The organism is Belnapia sp. AC561 (genome assembly GCF_979252845.1).
Genome location: NZ_CEEDBP010000042.1, coordinates 1 through 15017 on the forward strand (window position 1 = coordinate 1; position 15017 = coordinate 15017).

15 protein-coding genes are annotated in these 15017 nt (G+C 72.3%); 6 read left to right on the plus strand and 9 right to left on the minus strand.

What is annotated here, in order from left to right; all coding sequences use genetic code 11:
- Nucleotides 1-40: 40 nt before the first annotated feature.
- Genes AC0IW9_RS25365 through trpS form a run of 4 tightly spaced genes read left to right on the plus strand, consistent with a single transcriptional unit; the run spans nucleotide 41 to nucleotide 4077 of the window.
- Nucleotides 41-2434: a heavy metal translocating P-type ATPase gene (locus AC0IW9_RS25365; RefSeq protein WP_471651079.1), complete on the plus strand. Its 2394-nt coding sequence runs from the start codon at nucleotides 41-43 to the stop codon at nucleotides 2432-2434.
- Nucleotides 2431-2850, plus strand: coding sequence for a MerR family DNA-binding protein (locus AC0IW9_RS25370; RefSeq protein ID WP_471651080.1), 420 nt, complete (start codon nucleotides 2431-2433; stop codon nucleotides 2848-2850). Before AC0IW9_RS25365 ends, AC0IW9_RS25370 begins: the two co-directional genes overlap by 4 nt.
- Nucleotides 2831-3022, plus strand: a complete 192-nt coding sequence (locus AC0IW9_RS25375; RefSeq protein WP_471651081.1) for a heavy-metal-associated domain-containing protein — start codon at nucleotides 2831-2833, stop codon at nucleotides 3020-3022. Before AC0IW9_RS25370 ends, AC0IW9_RS25375 begins: the two co-directional genes overlap by 20 nt.
- Before the next feature lie 56 nt (nucleotides 3023-3078).
- Complete coding sequence (gene trpS, locus AC0IW9_RS25380; RefSeq protein ID WP_471651082.1) at nucleotides 3079-4077, plus strand: tryptophan--tRNA ligase; 999 nt, start codon at nucleotides 3079-3081, stop codon at nucleotides 4075-4077.
- Here trpS and AC0IW9_RS25385 read toward each other — a convergent pair whose 3' ends face one another.
- The 8 genes from AC0IW9_RS25385 to AC0IW9_RS25420 form a co-directional block, all read right to left on the minus strand.
- Entirely contained in the window at nucleotides 4078-4812 is a 735-nt protein-coding gene (locus AC0IW9_RS25385; RefSeq protein WP_471651083.1) for a M48 family metallopeptidase, read from the minus strand. It lies immediately after the preceding gene.
- Nucleotides 4813-4897: 85 nt separating this feature from the next.
- Nucleotides 4898-5212, minus strand: coding sequence for a cupin domain-containing protein (locus tag AC0IW9_RS25390; protein ID WP_471651084.1), 315 nt, complete (start codon nucleotides 5210-5212; stop codon nucleotides 4898-4900).
- Nucleotides 5209-6147, minus strand: a complete 939-nt coding sequence (locus AC0IW9_RS25395) for a dihydrodipicolinate synthase family protein (RefSeq protein WP_471651085.1) — start codon at nucleotides 6145-6147, stop codon at nucleotides 5209-5211. The genes AC0IW9_RS25390 and AC0IW9_RS25395 overlap by 4 nt, the downstream gene beginning before the upstream one ends.
- Complete coding sequence (locus tag AC0IW9_RS25400) at nucleotides 6147-6635, minus strand: YcgN family cysteine cluster protein (RefSeq protein WP_471651086.1); 489 nt, start codon at nucleotides 6633-6635, stop codon at nucleotides 6147-6149. Before AC0IW9_RS25400 ends, AC0IW9_RS25395 begins: the two co-directional genes overlap by 1 nt.
- Nucleotides 6636-6650: 15 nt before the next feature.
- Entirely contained in the window at nucleotides 6651-7760 is a 1110-nt protein-coding gene (locus AC0IW9_RS25405; RefSeq protein WP_471651087.1) for a glycosyltransferase family 4 protein, read from the minus strand.
- Nucleotides 7761-7773: 13 nt separating this feature from the next.
- A complete protein-coding gene (locus AC0IW9_RS25410; protein WP_471651088.1) occupies nucleotides 7774-9423 on the minus strand; it encodes a heparinase II/III family protein in 1650 nt (549 codons plus the stop codon).
- Nucleotides 9423-10118, minus strand: a complete 696-nt coding sequence (gene rpe, locus AC0IW9_RS25415) for a ribulose-phosphate 3-epimerase (RefSeq protein ID WP_471651089.1) — start codon at nucleotides 10116-10118, stop codon at nucleotides 9423-9425. Before rpe ends, AC0IW9_RS25410 begins: the two co-directional genes overlap by 1 nt.
- 133 nt (nucleotides 10119-10251) lie before the next feature.
- Nucleotides 10252-11502 carry an RsmB/NOP family class I SAM-dependent RNA methyltransferase gene (locus tag AC0IW9_RS25420; RefSeq protein ID WP_471651090.1) on the minus strand — a complete coding sequence of 417 codons (1251 nt, stop codon included), beginning with the start codon at nucleotides 11500-11502 and terminating at the stop codon, nucleotides 10252-10254.
- A gap of 50 nt (nucleotides 11503-11552) precedes the next feature.
- On the opposite strand from AC0IW9_RS25420, the gene AC0IW9_RS25425 reads away from it, so the two are divergent.
- Both AC0IW9_RS25425 and AC0IW9_RS25430 read left to right on the plus strand, forming a co-directional pair.
- The gene (locus tag AC0IW9_RS25425) at nucleotides 11553-13241 is read left to right on the plus strand and encodes an ArnT family glycosyltransferase (RefSeq protein ID WP_471651091.1); all 1689 of its coding nucleotides are present in this window, start codon (nucleotides 11553-11555) and stop codon (nucleotides 13239-13241) included.
- A gap of 18 nt (nucleotides 13242-13259) precedes the next feature.
- Entirely contained in the window at nucleotides 13260-13859 is a 600-nt protein-coding gene (locus AC0IW9_RS25430) for a DedA family protein (RefSeq protein WP_471651092.1), read from the plus strand.
- Nucleotides 13860-13864: 5 nt separating this feature from the next.
- Here AC0IW9_RS25430 and AC0IW9_RS25435 read toward each other — a convergent pair whose 3' ends face one another.
- Entirely contained in the window at nucleotides 13865-14992 is a 1128-nt protein-coding gene (locus AC0IW9_RS25435) for a patatin-like phospholipase family protein (protein WP_471651093.1), read from the minus strand.
- Nucleotides 14993-15017: the final 25 nt, after the last annotated feature.

Genomic DNA, 15017 nt, shown 5'->3' on the forward strand with positions numbered 1-15017 from the left:
CCCTTGACCTTCCTATAGTGGGAGACCCCACATCGGGACCATGCCCGAAGCGCCCCTGCCCCCGACCCCCATCCTCAGCCTGCCCATCTCCGGCATGACCTGCGCCAGCTGCGCCGGGCGGGTGGAGCGTGCCTTGGGCAAGCTGCCCGGCGTCACCGCGGCCAGCGTCAACCTAGCGACGGAGCGGGCGGAGGTGCGGGGGGACGTGCCGCTGGATACGGCGATCGGGGCGGTGGTGCAGGCGGGCTATGGCGTGCCGGAGCAGCGCTTCGACCTCGGCATCGGCGGGATGACCTGCGCGACCTGCGCCGGGCGGGTGGAACGGGCGCTGGCCAAGGTACCGGGGGTGCTGGAGGCCAGCGTGAACCTCGCCACCGAGCGGGCCATGGTGCGGGCGGTGGCCGGCACGCCGGAGGCGGCGCTGGCCGCGGCGGTGGCCAAGGCCGGCTACAGCCTGCGGGAGAGCACGCCGGAGGGGACCCCAAAGGGGACCGGGACCGAGGGCGGGCGGGAGAAGCGGGACCTGATCCTGGCCGCGGTGCTGGCCGCGCCCTTCCTGCTCGGCATGGTCGGGATGGGTTTCGGGCAGGACTGGATGCCGCATCCCTGGGTGCAGGCAGCGCTGGCCGCGCCGGTGCAATTCTGGCTCGGCGCCCGCTTCTACCGGGCCGGCTGGGCGGCGCTGCGGGCGGGGACCGGCAACATGGACCTGCTGGTGGCGCTCGGGACCTCGGCGGCCTTCGGGCTTTCCGCCTGGATGCTGCTGACGCGCGGCGCCGCGCATGCCGGGCACCACCTGTATTTCGAGGCGAGCGCGGTCGTCATCCTGTTCATCCTGCTGGGCAAGTGGCTGGAGGCGCGGGCGCGGCGGGCGACCGGGGCGGCGATCCGCGCCCTGCTGGAGCTGCGGCCGCGCACCGCGCATCGGATCGGCGCCGATGGCGTGGAGGAGGAGGTGCCGGCCGCCGCCTTGGTGGTGGGCGACCTGGTCGCGGTGCGGCCGGGCGAGCGTATCCCGGCCGATGGGCTGGTGCGGGAGGGCCGCGCCGGGGTGGATGAGAGCGCGCTGACCGGGGAGAGCGTGCCGGTCGAGAAGGAGCCAGGCGCGAAGGTCTCGACCGGGACCATCGCGCTCGACGGCCGGCTGGTGATCGAGGCCCGGGCGATCGGCGCCGAGACGGTGCTGGCGCGGGTCGCCGCCATGGTCGCCGCGGCCCAGGCCAGCCGGGCGCCGGTGCAGCGGCTGGTGGACCGGGTGAGCGCGGTCTTCGTCCCGGTGGTGGTCGGCATCGCGCTGGTGACCCTGCTCGGCTGGCTGCTGGCGGGCGCCGGGGGCGAGGTGGCGGTGATGCGGGCGGTGGCGGTGCTGGTCATCGCCTGCCCCTGCGCGCTCGGGCTGGCGACGCCGGCGGCGATCATGGCCGGGACCGGGGCGGCGGCACGGGCGGGCATCCTGATCCGCGATGCCGAGGCGATCGAGCGGGCGCAGGGCGTGACCCTGGTTGCCTTCGACAAGACCGGCACCCTGACCGAGGGCCGGCCGCGGCTGGCGGCGGTGCATGTCGCCGCGGGCGTGACCGAGGCCGGGGCGGTGCGGCTGGCGGCCGGGCTGCAGGCGGGCAGCGAGCATCCGCTGGCGCGGGCGGTGCTGGCCCGGGCGGGCGGCGACGTGCCGAAGGTCGAGGCGTTCCGCGCCCTGCCCGGCCGCGGCGTCTCGGCGACGATCGATGGGCAGGCGCTGCTGCTGGGCAGCCCGCGGGCGCTGGGCGAGAGCGGGGCCGAGGCGGGTGCGCTGGCCGCCGCCGCCGAGGCGGAGTCTGCCCAGGGCCGGACCCTCGCCTGGCTGGTGGAGACGGCGCCCGATCCGCGGGTGCTGGCGATGCTGGCCTTCGAGGATGCGGAGAAGCCGGGCGCGGCGGCGGCCATCGCCGGGCTGCGGGCACTCGGCGTGAAGGCGGCGATGATCAGCGGCGACAGCAAGGCGGCCGCCGGCGCGGTGGCCGCGCGGCTGGGCCTCGACGACGTGGCGGCGGAGGTGCTGCCGGCCGGCAAGGCGGAGCGCGTCGCCGCCTGGCAGCAGGCCGGGGATCGGGTGGCGATGGTGGGCGACGGGGTGAACGACGCCCCTGCCCTGGCGGCGGCCGAGCTCGGCATCGCCATGGGCACCGGGACCGACGTGGCGATCCAGGCGGCGGGGATCACCCTGCTGCGGGGCGACCCGGCGCTGGTCCCGGCGGCGCTGGACGTCACCCGGCGGACGCTGGTGAAGATCCGGCAGAATCTGGGCTGGGCCTTCGGCTACAACCTGGTGGGCGTGCCGCTGGCGGCCTTCGGCTATCTCTCGCCGCTGGTGGCGGGGGCGGCGATGGCCTTGTCCTCGGTCTCGGTGCTGGGGAATGCCCTGCTGCTGGCCCGGTGGAGGCCGCGCGCATGAATATCGGCGAGGCTTCGCGCGGCTCCGGCGTCTCGGAGAAGATGATCCGGCATTACGAGGCGATCGGCCTGCTGGCACCGGTGCGGCAGGCGAATGGCTACCGGCGCTATGCCGAAGCCGATATCGCCGTGCTGCGCTTCATCCGCCATGCCCGGGACTTGGCCTTCCCGCTGGAGGAGGTGCGGAAGCTGCTGGCCCTGTGGCAGGACCGCGGCCGGGCCAGCGCCGAGGTCCGGGGCATCGCCCTGGCCCATGTGGCGGCGCTGGAGGAGAAGGCGGCGAGCCTCGCCGCCATGGCGGCCAGCCTGCGGCACCTGGCCTCCCATTGCCACGGCGACGGGCGGCCGGATTGCCCGATACTCGATGGATTGGCCCAAAGGATTGGAGAAAAACAGGATGATCACCCTGCATGTTGACGGCATGACCTGCGGCCATTGCGTCCGCGCGGTGACCCAGGCGATCCAGGCGTTGGACCCCGCGGCCAAGGTCCAGGTGGACCTGGCGACGAAGACCGTGCAGGCCGAGACCGGCCTGGCACGGGACGCCGTGGCGGCGGCCATCACCGAGGAAGGCTACAAGGTCGCTTGACCTGGGCGGCGGGCCGGAGGATCACCGCCGCCACCCCTTTCCACGGTGCCATAGCCATGCAGCGCGTCTTCTCGGGCATCCAGCCCTCCGGCATCCCGACCCTCGGCAATTACCTCGGCGCCATCCGCAACTGGGTGCCGATGCAGGACACGCATGAGAGCATCTTCTGCGTGGTGGACCTGCATGCCATCACCGTCTGGCAGGACCCCAAGGAGCTGGCGACCCAGACGCGGGAGATGGCGGCGGCGCTGATCGCCTGCGGGCTCGACCCGCATCGCTGCATCCTGTTCGTGCAGAGCCATGTGCATGCGCATGCCCGGCTGGCCTGGATCTTCAATTGCGTGGCCCGGCTCGGCTGGCTGAACCGGATGACCCAGTTCAAGGACAAGGCGGGCAAGGACCGGGAGTCGGCCTCCGCCGGCCTTTATGTCTATCCGAACCTGATGGCGGCCGATATCCACGCCTATCACGCGGTGAAGGTGCCGGTCGGCGACGACCAGAAGCAGCACCTCGAGCTCGCCAACGACATCGCGCAGAAGTTCAACCACGACTACGGCGTGGAGTTCTTCCCGACGATCGAGCCGATGATCCAGACGGTCGCGGCGCGCGTCATGTCGCTGCGCGACGGCTCGAAGAAGATGTCGAAGTCGGATGCCTCCGACCAGTCGCGCATCAACCTGACCGACGATGCCGATGCCATCGCGCTGAAGATCCGCCGCGCCAAGACCGACCCGGAGCCGCTGCCCGAGCATGTGGGCGGCTTCGAGGGGCGGCCCGAGGCGCGCAACCTGGTCGGCATCCTGGCCGGCATCGGCAATACCACACCGGATGCGGTGCTGCGCGAGCATGGTGGCAAGGGCTTCGGCGCCTTCAAGGAAGTGCTGGCGGAAGCCCTTGTCGCGCATCTCTCGCCGATCCAGGCGGAGATGAACCGGCTGCTGGAGGACAAGGGCGCGCTGGATGCGGCGCTGCGCCTCGGGGCGCAGCGGGCGGCGGCGATCGCCGAGCCGATCGTGACCGAGGCGGAGCGGCTGGTGGGCTTCCTGCCTCGCTGATCAGCCGACGCGCAGCAGCGCCGGCCCGTTCTCCTTCAGCCACGCCACCGCGGCCTCGCGGTTCGGCGTGAGTTGCTGGAGGATATCCCAGAAGCGTGGGGAATGGTTCAGCTCCCGCAGATGCGCGACCTCATGCGCGACGACGTAGTCGAGCACCCAGCCCGGCGCCATCACCAGCCGCCAGGAGAAGGCGAGCGTGCCGTCCGGCGCGCAGCTGCCCCAGCGGCTGCGGGTATCCTTCAGGCGCAGCCGGCGCCAGGTGACGCCGAGCGTCTCGGCGTGGCCGGCGACCAGGACCTCGATGCGGCGCTGGGCTTCGTCCCGCAGGAATTGCGCGACGCGGGCCGGTGCAGCCGCGGCATCCCCGCCGGTGATGATGGCGCCGGGCCGCAGCCAGGTATCGCCGGCATGGCCAGGCACGGCGCGGATGACATGCAGCGCGCCACCGAGCGGGACTTCAGAGCCGGGTTCCAGCGCGATGGGCGGAGCGAGCGCGGCGAGCTTTTCCCGCACCCAGGCGGCATGGGTGGCGAGCAGGGCAACGCCGGCCTGGCGGCCGGCACGCTGCGGCAGGGTGACGACCACGGCGCCGCGGCGGGCATCGATCCGCAGGCTGACGCGCTGGGCGCGGGACGACCGGCGCCATAGCACTGGACCCGGCAGGACGGGGCACGACAGCAACTGCTCCGTCTCCCCCTGCTGGAGGGAGACGGCCCCGTCTTCGAATTGATCCATGGGATCACAATGCGCATCTCGCGGTCGAAACTTCAACCGCTTGACACGGGCTGTTGCGCGACGGGGTCGCCGTCGCGCGGCTTCGTCAGCCGGCGAGGCTCTTGAGTTCGGTCTCGACGAAGGACAGGAAGCCGGTGCCGCCATTGACCACGTTGTGCTCGGCGCCGGCGACGCGGGTATAGGAGACGCCGGCCTTCAGCTCCGCGGTCATGGTCTCGCCGCCCGGCAATTCGATCATCAGCGTGCCGTCGTGGATCGGCACCACGACGTAGAGCCAGCCGTGGCGATGCCAGCCGGTCTCCGCGCCGGGATTGAAATCCCAGCGCGTGACGCGGATGTTCTCGTCGTCGATCTGCACGGTGCCCGTCGCCGGTTCGCGGCAGCGCAAGGGTTCGCTCATTCGGCAGCGGCCTTCACCGCGAGGCCCGGCAGCGGGATGGCGCCCGCAGCCTGGAAGGCGGACCACACCGCATCGGCCTGCGCCTTCTCCAGCTTCAGGTGCGGCGGGCGGATGGTGCGCCAGCCGTCGTCGCCGGTGGAGCGGGCGATGATCTCGCGCAGGCCGGGGATCAGCGGCACGCTGGTCGCGGCCTTGCGGGTGGCGTTCAGCACGGCCTGCGCGGCATCGGCTTCCGGCCCGGTGCGCTTCGCATAGACGATGCCGCCCCAGTGGCTGTTGGTGTTGCTCGCCGCGGTGATGCAGCCGGCGCCGCCATCGGCCAGGATGGTCTGCAGGAATTCGTCGGAGCCCGAGTAGACCTCGAAGCCGTCCTTGGCGAAGGCATCGACCATGGCCTTCATGTTGGCATAGACGCCGCTGCTGTCCTTCACGCCCTTCACCGCGCCGGGGAAGGCCTTCAGCAGGCGGGCGATGATGTCGAGGCTGAAGGGCACCGCCGACTGCTGCGGGAAGTGATAGAGGTAGATGGCGATGCCGCCGCCGACCCGAGTGATGACCTCGGAGAAGTAGGCGAACAGCCCGTCGTCGCTCGGCGCCTTGTAGTAGAAGGGCGGCAGCACGAGCACGCCGCGGCAGCCCTGGGCGCGGGCATGCTGGATCAGCTCCACCGTGTCGGTGAAGTTGGCGGTGCCGGTGCCGGGCATGATGACGCCGGCGGGGATGCCGCGGGCGATCAGCCCTTCCAGGATCTGCTTGCGCTCGGTGAGGCCGAAGCTGGCCGCCTCGCCGGTGGTGCCGAGGATGCCGAGGCCGTTGCAGCCATTGGCCAGCAGCCAATGCGCATGCGCCGCCATGCGGTCGAGGTCGGGCGACATGTCCGGCTTCATCGCGGTCAGCACGGCGGCATTCACGCCGCCGAAGAGGGCATCCTTCATCACGCTTTTCCTTTTGTGGGTTTTGGAGGTTTCGCCGAGCGGGGCAAGGTGCCCGGCCAGCGGACGATATGGTCCTCGAAGGCACCGGCCTCGCGCTCGGTCACGGCGCGGCCGCGGACGGAGACGCCGGCCTCATGCACGGTATCGGGGCTGCCGGAGAGCAGTGGATGCCACCAGAACAGGTCGCGGCCTTCCTTCACCAGGCGATAGGCGCAGGTGGGCGGCAGCCAGTCGATCGCGGCGACCTTGGCGGGCGTCAGCTTCACGCAATCGGGGACGTGCTGCTTGCGGTTCGGATAGTCGCGGCAGAGGCAGCTGCCGGTGTCCAGCAGGCGGCAGGCGACATTGGTGAAGACCAGTTCCTCGGTATCCTCGTCCCGCATCTTGTGCAGGCAGCAGCGGCCGCAGCCGTCGCAGAGGCTTTCCCATTCCGCACGACTCATCGTGCCGAGGGTCTTGGTCTTCCAGAAGGGAGGGGCATCGCTCACCGGGGGAGTGTAGCGCTAGAGGCCCAGCAGATCGAGCGTGCGGCCGACCACCTTTTCCTCATCGAAGAGGTCGAGGGCGCGGGTGCGGCCGGCGGCGCCGAGGCGGGCGCGCAGCGCCGGGTCGGCGGCGAGGGCGGCCAGCGCCTCGGCCAACGGCGCGATGGTGGCGGGGGGGACGAGGAAGCCGGTCTGGCCGGGCAGGACCATCTCGCGGGAGCCGCGGATATCGGTGGCGACCACCGGCAGGCCCGTCAGCATGGCCTCGATGATCGACATCGGCAGGCCCTCGAAATGGCTCGGCAGGGTGAAGGCATCGGCGGCGGCCAGCACCCGGGCGACGTCGTGGCGATAGCCGAGGCGGCGGAAGCGGGGGCCGAGCCGGGTGGCGGCGCGGGCGAAGTCGGGCTCGAGGTCGGCGCCGTGGTCCGAGGCGAGGCGTTCGCCGACCACCCAGAGATGCGCGCCGGGGACGACCTCCATCGCCCGCAGCAACTCCGGATAGCCCTTGTGCCGGACCAGGCGGGAAACGGCGACGATGACGCAATCCCCCGGCCCGGCGCCGAATTCGGCGCGCAGCGCGGCGCGGGCAGCGGGGTCGGGGTGAAACAGCGCGGGGTCGCGGCCGTTCAGCACGGCCGTCGCGCGGGGATGGATGCCGAGGCGGCGGGCATCGGCCGCCTCCTCGGCGCTGACCGTGAGAAAGGTCTCGGTGATGCGGCCGGCGGTCCATTCGAGGCCGAGCGAGAGGCCGCGCCGCCAGGCCGGGCCGGGCTGGTTGAAGAGGAAGCCGTGGCAGGTATAGGCGATATGCGGCACCCCGGCGGCCCGGGCGGCGGCGCGGGCCAGCAGCCCGCTGATCGGCATGTGGCCATGCACCAGGTCGAAGCGCTCGGTGCGGAAGACCTCGCGCAGGGCGGCGTAGCAGCGGGCCTGGACCCGGGGGTTCAGGCTGCGGGCCATGGGCACCGGGATGATGCGGAAGCCCTCGGCGCGCGGGATATCCAGCAACGGGCCCTCGGCGCAGAGGCCGACGACCTCATGGCCGCGGTCGCGGGCGCCGCGCATCAGCGGCAGCAGGAAGTGCCGCAGCGAGAAGTCGACATTGGTGACCTCGGCCAGTTTCAAGGCAGGGGAGGCGTCAGCCTTCCCCCGGCCCGCCGGCGATCAACCGCTCGAGCGCCCATTGGACGATCTCCTCGCCCGGATCGGCGGTCAGCACGATCTGGCTGTTCTGCCGCTGGTCGCCGCCGAGGTAGACGCTCTCCTCCAGCCCGACCTTGGCGCCCTTGGTCCGCAGGCGCCAGCCCTGGCCGGAGGGCAGGCGCAGCAGCACCGCGCCGTCTTCCTCCTGCAGGCTGGCGTTGACGGCGGGATGCAGGTGGAAGCGGACGGCGAAGCCGGGCGGGCGGGCGCCGGCCTCGGCCATCTCGATGATGTCCTCGCCGCGCAGGTCGTCGCCGGTTTCCGCCAGGTACAGGCGGCGGCGATGCACCGCGCCGAAGCGCTTGCGGTAGCCGTCGTGGCTGGCTTCCAGCCATTGCGCGCCGTTCTGTTCCTGGCGTTCCTGCTCCACCCGTTCCGGGCGGCGGCCGAGGCCTTCCTCGCTGAGCTCGCTGCTGTTGGTATCGGCCAGCACCAGGGTGGAATGGGCGGCGGTGGCGCGCAGGGCATCGCGCCATTCGGGCGCCGCCGCCGGGGCGGCGCCGCAATTGACGATGAGGCGGTCGCGGCCGACCGACATCTCGAAGCTCAGCGTGCCGGCATGGGCGAAGCGGTCGGCGCCGCGCGGCAGGCCGGTCGCCGCATCCTTGGCGCGGGCGGGCGGCGGCGCGGCGGCATCGGCGATGATCAGGGTGCGGCCGGCCTGGAGGCGGTGGAAGCCGCTTTCCTCCAGCAGCATCGGCGCCCGGCCGCGGGCCTGGCCCTGGGTCAGGACCAGGTCGACCAGGCCGGCGCCATCCTCCCGCGTGCCGTTGAACTGGGCGAGGCCGCCGTCGCCGTGGCGGAACAGCCGCAGCGCCTGGCCGGCGCGTTCCAGCACCGTGGCCAGCAGGGCGGGCGGGTTGATGCCGGCGCCGTTCAGCAGGTTGCGGATCTCGATCAGGTCCTGCAGCGCGAGCAGGAGCTGGGCGGGGGAGCGCTCGATATGGCCGCCGTCGGGGTGGAACTGGCGTTCCAGCTCGCCGGGCAGGAAACGCAGCGCCCGGGTCATCCAGCCCTCGTCCTCCAGCGCCACGGCGGCGGCGATGGCGCCCTTCAGCGTGACCAGGGCACCGCGGTGCATGGCCTCGGCCGGCAGGGCGGCGACGACGCCGCGGGCATCCTGGGCGAGGCGGACCAGCAGGCGCTTGCGGAAGCCGTCGTCCGCGGTGGCGGCGAGGAAGTCCCAATGGCCGAGCCAGGCGGAGACGCGGGCGGCGGCGACCTCCGGGGCCTGGGCCAGCGGCTCCTCGGCGCCGCGGCCAAGCCAATCCTCGGCCAGGTCGCGGGCGCGGGTCCGGGCGGCATCGGTGCCCAGCGCCCGGAGGTCGCGCAGCCAGGCGAAGCCATGCGCGGCGCGGCGCCAGGCGAGGGGGCCGGCGGCGGCATCCCAGCCGGACGGTGCCTCGGGGCTGGAATCGAGCCGGTGGGTGGTGCCGGCGGTCTCGAAATCGCCGCGCAGCAGGCTGGCGCCCCGGCCGGGGTCACCGGGCCAAAGGTCCCGGAAGGCCCGGGCCGGGGCATCCGGGACCTTGACCGGGCGCAGGCCCGAGATGAAGCGCCGCGTGCCGCGGATAATGTCGCGCATCAGGCAAAAACCTCGGTTCGGGATGCGGGCACGCGCAGGGCGGCGATGGCCGCGGCATAGTCCGGGGCGCCGAAGATCGCGGTGCCGGCGACCAGGACATCGGCCCCGGCGGCGATGCAGCGCGGGGCGGTCTCGGTCGTGACGCCGCCATCGACCTGCAGCGCCACCGGCTGCCCGCCGGCGGCGACATGGGCATCGATCATCCGCCGCAGGCTGGCGATCTTTCCGAGCTGGCTGCCCAGGAAGGATTGCCCGCCGAAGCCGGGATTGACCGACATCACCAGGATGAGGTCGCAGAGATCGAGCACATTCTCCACCGCCGAGAGAGGCGTCGCCGGATTAAGGACCACGCCGGCCTGTTTGCCCAGGGCACGGATGGTCTGCAAGCTGCGGTGCAGGTGCGCACCGGCTTCCGGATGGAGGCTGATCAGGTCGGCCCCGGCGGCGGCGAAGGCCTCCAGGTAGGGATCGGCCGGGGCGATCATCAGATGGACGTCGAAGGGGATGGAGAGGTGCTTGCGCAGCGCCTTCACCACGACCGGGCCGAAGCTGATGTTGGGGACGAAATGGCCGTCCATGATGTCGAGGTGCAGCCAATCCGCGCCGGCGGCGGCGACGGCGCGCGCCTCCTCGCCGAGGCGGGCGAAGTCGGCGGCGAGGAGAGATGGGGCGATCCGGATGGGGCGGGTTGGCATCCGCCCGGTTCTAGCGGCGGCAGGATGGCGCGGGCAAGGCGGTGACAGATGCTTTGCACCACCGGAAAGCCAGGGAATCCGTCATGCGTTGCAGAATCGGATCGAAATGCGCGCCTGAGGTGAATTGCCTTCCTCAGACTTTCATCCAACGGGCGATGAAGAAGCCATCCATGCCGCCCAGCTCGGGCCAATAATCCGGCCGCGCGCGTAAGGCGCCGCCAGGGACGATCATATGGGCCAGGCCGGGCACTTCCTCGGGCCGGACCGGGACGGGGCGCAGGCCGGGCAAGGCGGCGGCGAGATGGGCCTCGCCTTCCTCCGGCTGGAGCGAGCAGGTGGCGAAGACCAGCCTGCCGCCGGGTGCCAGGCGCTGGGCCGCGGCGGCCAGGAGCTTGCGCTGGAGGTCCGCCATGGGCGGGATGTCGCGGAAGCGCTTCAGGTAGGGCACGTCCGGGTGGCGGCGGATGGTCCCGGTTGCGGTGCAGGGGGCATCGAGCAGCACGGCATCGAACAGCGCGCCGCCGGCATCCCAGGCGGTGGCATCGGCCTCGACCACCTCGGCCGCCATGCGCAACCGGGCGAGGTTCTCGCGCAGCCGGGCGGCGCGCTTGGGCTCGCGTTCCACCGCGGTGACCTGGCCGCCGGCAGCGACGAGCTGGGCGGTCTTGCCGCCGGGGGCGGCGCAGAGGTCCAGCACCTTCTCCCCGGGCCGCAGGGCCAGGATGCGGGCCGGCAGGGTGGCGGCGGCATCCTGCACCCAGAAGGCGCCCTCGGCGAAACCCGCCAGGCCGGTGACATGGGTGCCGGCCGGGTAGCGCCAGCTGCCGTTGGGCAGCTCGGTGCCGCCCTCGGGCGGGGTGGCGCCGGGGGCGATGGAAAGGTCGAGCGGCGCCTCCAGGCGATGCGCGGCGGCGATCTGCCGGACCGCCGGACCGTAGGCGGCGTGCCAGACGGACCAGAGCCAGGGCGGGGTATCCAGCCGTTCGGCGTCGAGCCCCTCCAGCGCGGCGGGGCCGGCCTCGGCGACCCGGCGCAGCACCGCATTGGCCAGGCCGGCGAAGGGCTTGGGCACCAGGGTGACGCTGCTGGCGACGGCGGCATGGGCGGGCGTGCCGAGCAGCAGCAGCTCCGCCGCGCCCATCCGCAGCGCGTTCCGCACCTCGCTCGGCGGTTCGCGGCGGAGGAAGGGTTCGAGGACGGCATCGAGCGAGCCGGCGCGGCGCAGCACGGCGGCGGCGATGCGATGGGCGGCGGCCTTGTCGCGCGGGGCGATGCCCTTGGGCAGCGCATCGAGCGCTTCTTCCAGCGGGCGATGCCGGGTGATGACCGCTTCGAGCACGGCGAGGGCGGCGCGGCGGGTGGGGGAGCCGAGATGGGAGGACATGTGCGGCGGTTTATGGCCCCCGGGCGCGCCCCATGCTAGTGCGCGCCTCCATGGATACATCGCCGCCTGCACGATCGGACCGTTCCCTCGGCATCCTGCCGGAAGCGTTGCAGCGCCGGCCGAAGCTGTTCCTGGCCCTGCTCTGCCTGCTGCTCTGGCTGCCGGGCTTCTTCACCCTGCCGGCGACGGACCGGGACGAGGCGCGCTTCGCCCAGGCCAGCCGGCAGATGGTCGAGAGCGGCGACTACATCCGCATCCGCTTCGGCGAGGAGGAGCGGAACAAGAAGCCGGCCGGCATCCATTGGCTGCAGGCGGCCTCCGTCCATGTGCTGGAGGCGACGCGGCTGGGCGACCGCAACCAGATCTGGGCCTATCGGGTGCCGAGCCTCGTGGGCGCGCTGCTGGCGGTGCTGGCGACCTTCCACTGGGGCCGGGCCCTGGTCGGGCGGCGGGCGGCGCTGCTGGGGGCGGCGATGCTCGCATCATCGCTGGTGCTGGTGGCGGAGGCCCATATCGCCAAGACCGATGCCGCATTGCTGGCGACGGTGACGGCGGCGATGGGGCTGTTCGGCCTGGCCTATCTCAGGCCGGGCGCCTTCACGGCACGGCAGGCGGCGGGGTTCTGGCTGCTGCTGGGCCTCGGGGTGCTGCTGAAGGGACCGATCGGTCCGATGGTGCCGCTGCTGTGCGGCATCACCCTGGCGGTGATCGACAAGGAGGCACCCTGGCTGCGGGCGCTGCGGCCCTGGTGGGGCGTGCCGCTGATGATCGCCGCGGCGGCACCCTGGTTCGTCGCCATCGGCATCGCCACGGAGGGGCGCTTCTTCGAGCAGGCGGTGGGCGGCGACATGCTGTCCAAGATCGGCTCGGGCGAGGAGAAACACTGGGGGCCGCCCGGCTTCTACCTGCTGAGCTTCGGCATCGCCGCCTTCCCCGGCGCCTGGATCGTGCTGTGTGCCCTGCCGAATGCCTGGCGGGACCGGCTGAACCCGCCGACGCGCTTCCTGCTGGCCTGGGTCGTGCCGTCCTGGCTGGTCTTCGAGGCGGTGCAGACCAAGCTGCCGCATTATACCCTGCCGCTGTTCCCGGCACTGATGCTGCTGGGCGCGGCCTGGGCGATGGACCCGGTGCGGCGGCTGCCGGCCCGGGGCTGGCGCTGGGCCGGCGTGGCCGCGCTGGTCGGGGTCGCGGCGGGCATGGCGATCGCGGCGCAGGGCCTGTCCTGGTATCTGCTGCGGGCCCTGCTGCCGGCCGGGCTGGTGCTGCTGCCGCTGGCGGCGCTGCTGCTTTTTTTGCTGCTGGGTGCGGCGCGGCGGCGGGAATACGGCCGGGCGGGCCTGCTCGGCGCGCTGCTGGCAGTGCCCTTCTATGCACTGGTGCTGGAAGGCGTGGTGCCGCGGCTGACGCCGTTCTGGGTCGCGCCGCGACTGGCGGAGGTGCTGGCGGCAAGGGTGCCTAACCTGCCCGCCAACCAGTTCGGCATCACCAGCTATTCCGAGCCTTCCGTGCTTTTCGCCCTGGGCCAGGATGTGCGATTGTTGCGGACCGGTGCCGATGCTGCCCAGTTCCTGGCCGGTGGCCCAGGCCGGGTTGTTGCGGTGGGGGACCGGGCGGAGGTTGCTTTCCGCCAGCAGGCCACCATCCTCAGCCTCCTGCCGCAGGAGATCGCCAGCGTGACCGGATTCAATTATTCCCGCGGCCGATGGGTCACGCTGCTGCTCTATCGCACCACGCCGTGATCGCCGGATGATCGCCCGATGATCGATTGGGCAGCCGGGCTGGTGGCCTCGGGCGGGCTGGCGGGGGTCTTCCTGCTGATGGTGGCGGAGAACCTGTTCCCGCCAATGCCCTCGGAGGTGATCATGCCGCTGGCGGGCTTCGCCGCGGCGCGCGGGCAGATGTGGCTGCCCGGGGTGGTGCTGGCGGGCGTCGCCGGGTCCCTGGTGGGCAATGCCTTCTGGTACGAGCTGGCCCGGGCCTATGGCGCCGAGCGGATGCGGCGGATGGTGGACCGCTTCGGCCGCTATGTCGGGCTGAGCCGGGACATCGTGCTGAAGGCGGAGGAAGCGCTGCGGCGCAACGGGCCGGCCGCGGTCTGCCTGGCGCGGATGATGCCGGGGATCCGCACCGGCATCTCCATCCCGGCCGGGCTGGTCGCGCTGCCGCGGACGGTCTTCTACACCTGGACGGCGCTGGGCACCGGGCTCTGGACCGGCGGGCTGGCCTGCACCGGCTATCTGCTGGAGGACCAGTTCCACCTGGTGGAGGACTGGGCCGGGCCGGTCGGCCTCGGCTTCATGCTGGTCGTCTTCGCCGCGATCGGCTGGCAGATCTGGAAGGGGCGGCGCGCGGGATAGGCGCGCTACTCGGCCTCCCGGTGGAGGTCGTGGGTGACGATGCCGGGGTCCTCGGGCGGCAATTGCAGCCAGTCCCGCCGGGCCAGGGTGCGGACGGTATCCTCATGCCCGCTGGCCCAGTGCTCCCGCATGGTCTCGGGGCCGAATTCATAGTCCTTGGCCTGCCCTTCGTAGACCTTGGCTTGATAGACCAGCTGCAGGATGGCGAGCTGCGGCAGGGTGGCGAGCTGGTCGCGCATCGCCTTCTCCTCCGCCGTCAGCGCCGCTTCCGGCACCTTGGCCAGGGCGCGCTTCAGGCGGAGCTGCCACTGGCGCTGGCGGGTGAAGGCATCGGTGTTCATCCGGGTGCGGGAGGAGAAGCGGATGTCCTTCTCCCGGCTGAAGACGTCGTTCATGTCCCGCGGCAGCGGGCCGCGGGCGGGAAAGAGATCCACCTGGAAGACCAGCGCGTCGCGGCCGTCGGTCTCGTCCTCCAGCAGGTATTGCAGCGGGGTATTGGAGACCAGGCCGCCGTCCCAGAACCAGCCGCCGTCGATCTTCACCATGGGCAGGCCGGGCGGCAGGGCGCCGGAGGCCATGATGTGCTCGGGCGAGAGGCGCTGCGCGGCGCTGTCGAAATACTGGAAATTGCCGGTGGTGACGTTGACGGCGCCGACCGCGAGGCGGGGATGGCCGCCGGGCTGGGCGAGCAGCTCCCAGTCCACCAGCTCCTCCAGCGTCTGCTTCAAGGGGCTGGTGTCGTAGAAGGCGGTGGCGCCGGTGGCGCCGCGCGGCGTGAGGAATGGGTTGAGCAGGTTGGGCTTGAAGAAGCCGGGGGTGCCGAGGGCGATGGTCGCCAGGGCGCTCTGTCCGTTGCGGGCGCGGCGGAGGTCGTCGCCATCGGGCGCGAAGGGCCAGATGCGGCGGGCGGTGATGCGGTCCCAGAATTCGCGGAGGGCGGCGAGGCGCCGCTCCGGCGGGTTGCCGGCGATGAGCGCGGCATTCACCGCGCCGATCGAGACGCCGGTCAGGAAGTCGGGTTCCAGCTTCGCCTCATGCAGCGCCTGGTAGACGCCGGCCTGGTAGGAGCCGAGCGCGCCGCCACCCTGGAGCACGAGGGCGATGCGGCCGAAGGGGCAAGGGACGGGATCCATCGGGGTTCTCCAGGCTGGGGGCGCC

Bases quoted from the DNA above. Each gene is read 5' to 3' on its own strand.
- AC0IW9_RS25365 (WP_471651079.1), top strand. From the start codon at position 41: ATGCCCGAAGCGCCCCTGCCCCCGACCCCCATCCTCAGCCTGCCCATC.
- AC0IW9_RS25370 (WP_471651080.1), top strand. From the start codon at position 2,431: ATGAATATCGGCGAGGCTTCGCGCGGCTCCGGCGTCTCGGAGAAGATG.
- AC0IW9_RS25375 (WP_471651081.1), top strand. From the start codon at position 2,831: ATGATCACCCTGCATGTTGACGGCATGACCTGCGGCCATTGCGTCCGC.
- trpS (WP_471651082.1), top strand. From the start codon at position 3,079: ATGCAGCGCGTCTTCTCGGGCATCCAGCCCTCCGGCATCCCGACCCTC.
- AC0IW9_RS25385 (WP_471651083.1), bottom strand. From the start codon at position 4,812: ATGGATCAATTCGAAGACGGGGCCGTCTCCCTCCAGCAGGGGGAGACG.
- AC0IW9_RS25390 (WP_471651084.1), bottom strand. From the start codon at position 5,212: ATGAGCGAACCCTTGCGCTGCCGCGAACCGGCGACGGGCACCGTGCAG.
- AC0IW9_RS25395 (WP_471651085.1), bottom strand. From the start codon at position 6,147: ATGAAGGATGCCCTCTTCGGCGGCGTGAATGCCGCCGTGCTGACCGCG.
- AC0IW9_RS25410 (WP_471651088.1), bottom strand. From the start codon at position 9,423: ATGCGCGACATTATCCGCGGCACGCGGCGCTTCATCTCGGGCCTGCGC.
- rpe (WP_471651089.1), bottom strand. From the start codon at position 10,118: ATGCCAACCCGCCCCATCCGGATCGCCCCATCTCTCCTCGCCGCCGAC.
- AC0IW9_RS25420 (WP_471651090.1), bottom strand. From the start codon at position 11,502: ATGTCCTCCCATCTCGGCTCCCCCACCCGCCGCGCCGCCCTCGCCGTG.
- AC0IW9_RS25425 (WP_471651091.1), top strand. From the start codon at position 11,553: ATGGATACATCGCCGCCTGCACGATCGGACCGTTCCCTCGGCATCCTG.
- AC0IW9_RS25430 (WP_471651092.1), top strand. From the start codon at position 13,260: ATGATCGATTGGGCAGCCGGGCTGGTGGCCTCGGGCGGGCTGGCGGGG.
- AC0IW9_RS25435 (WP_471651093.1), bottom strand. From the start codon at position 14,992: ATGGATCCCGTCCCTTGCCCCTTCGGCCGCATCGCCCTCGTGCTCCAG.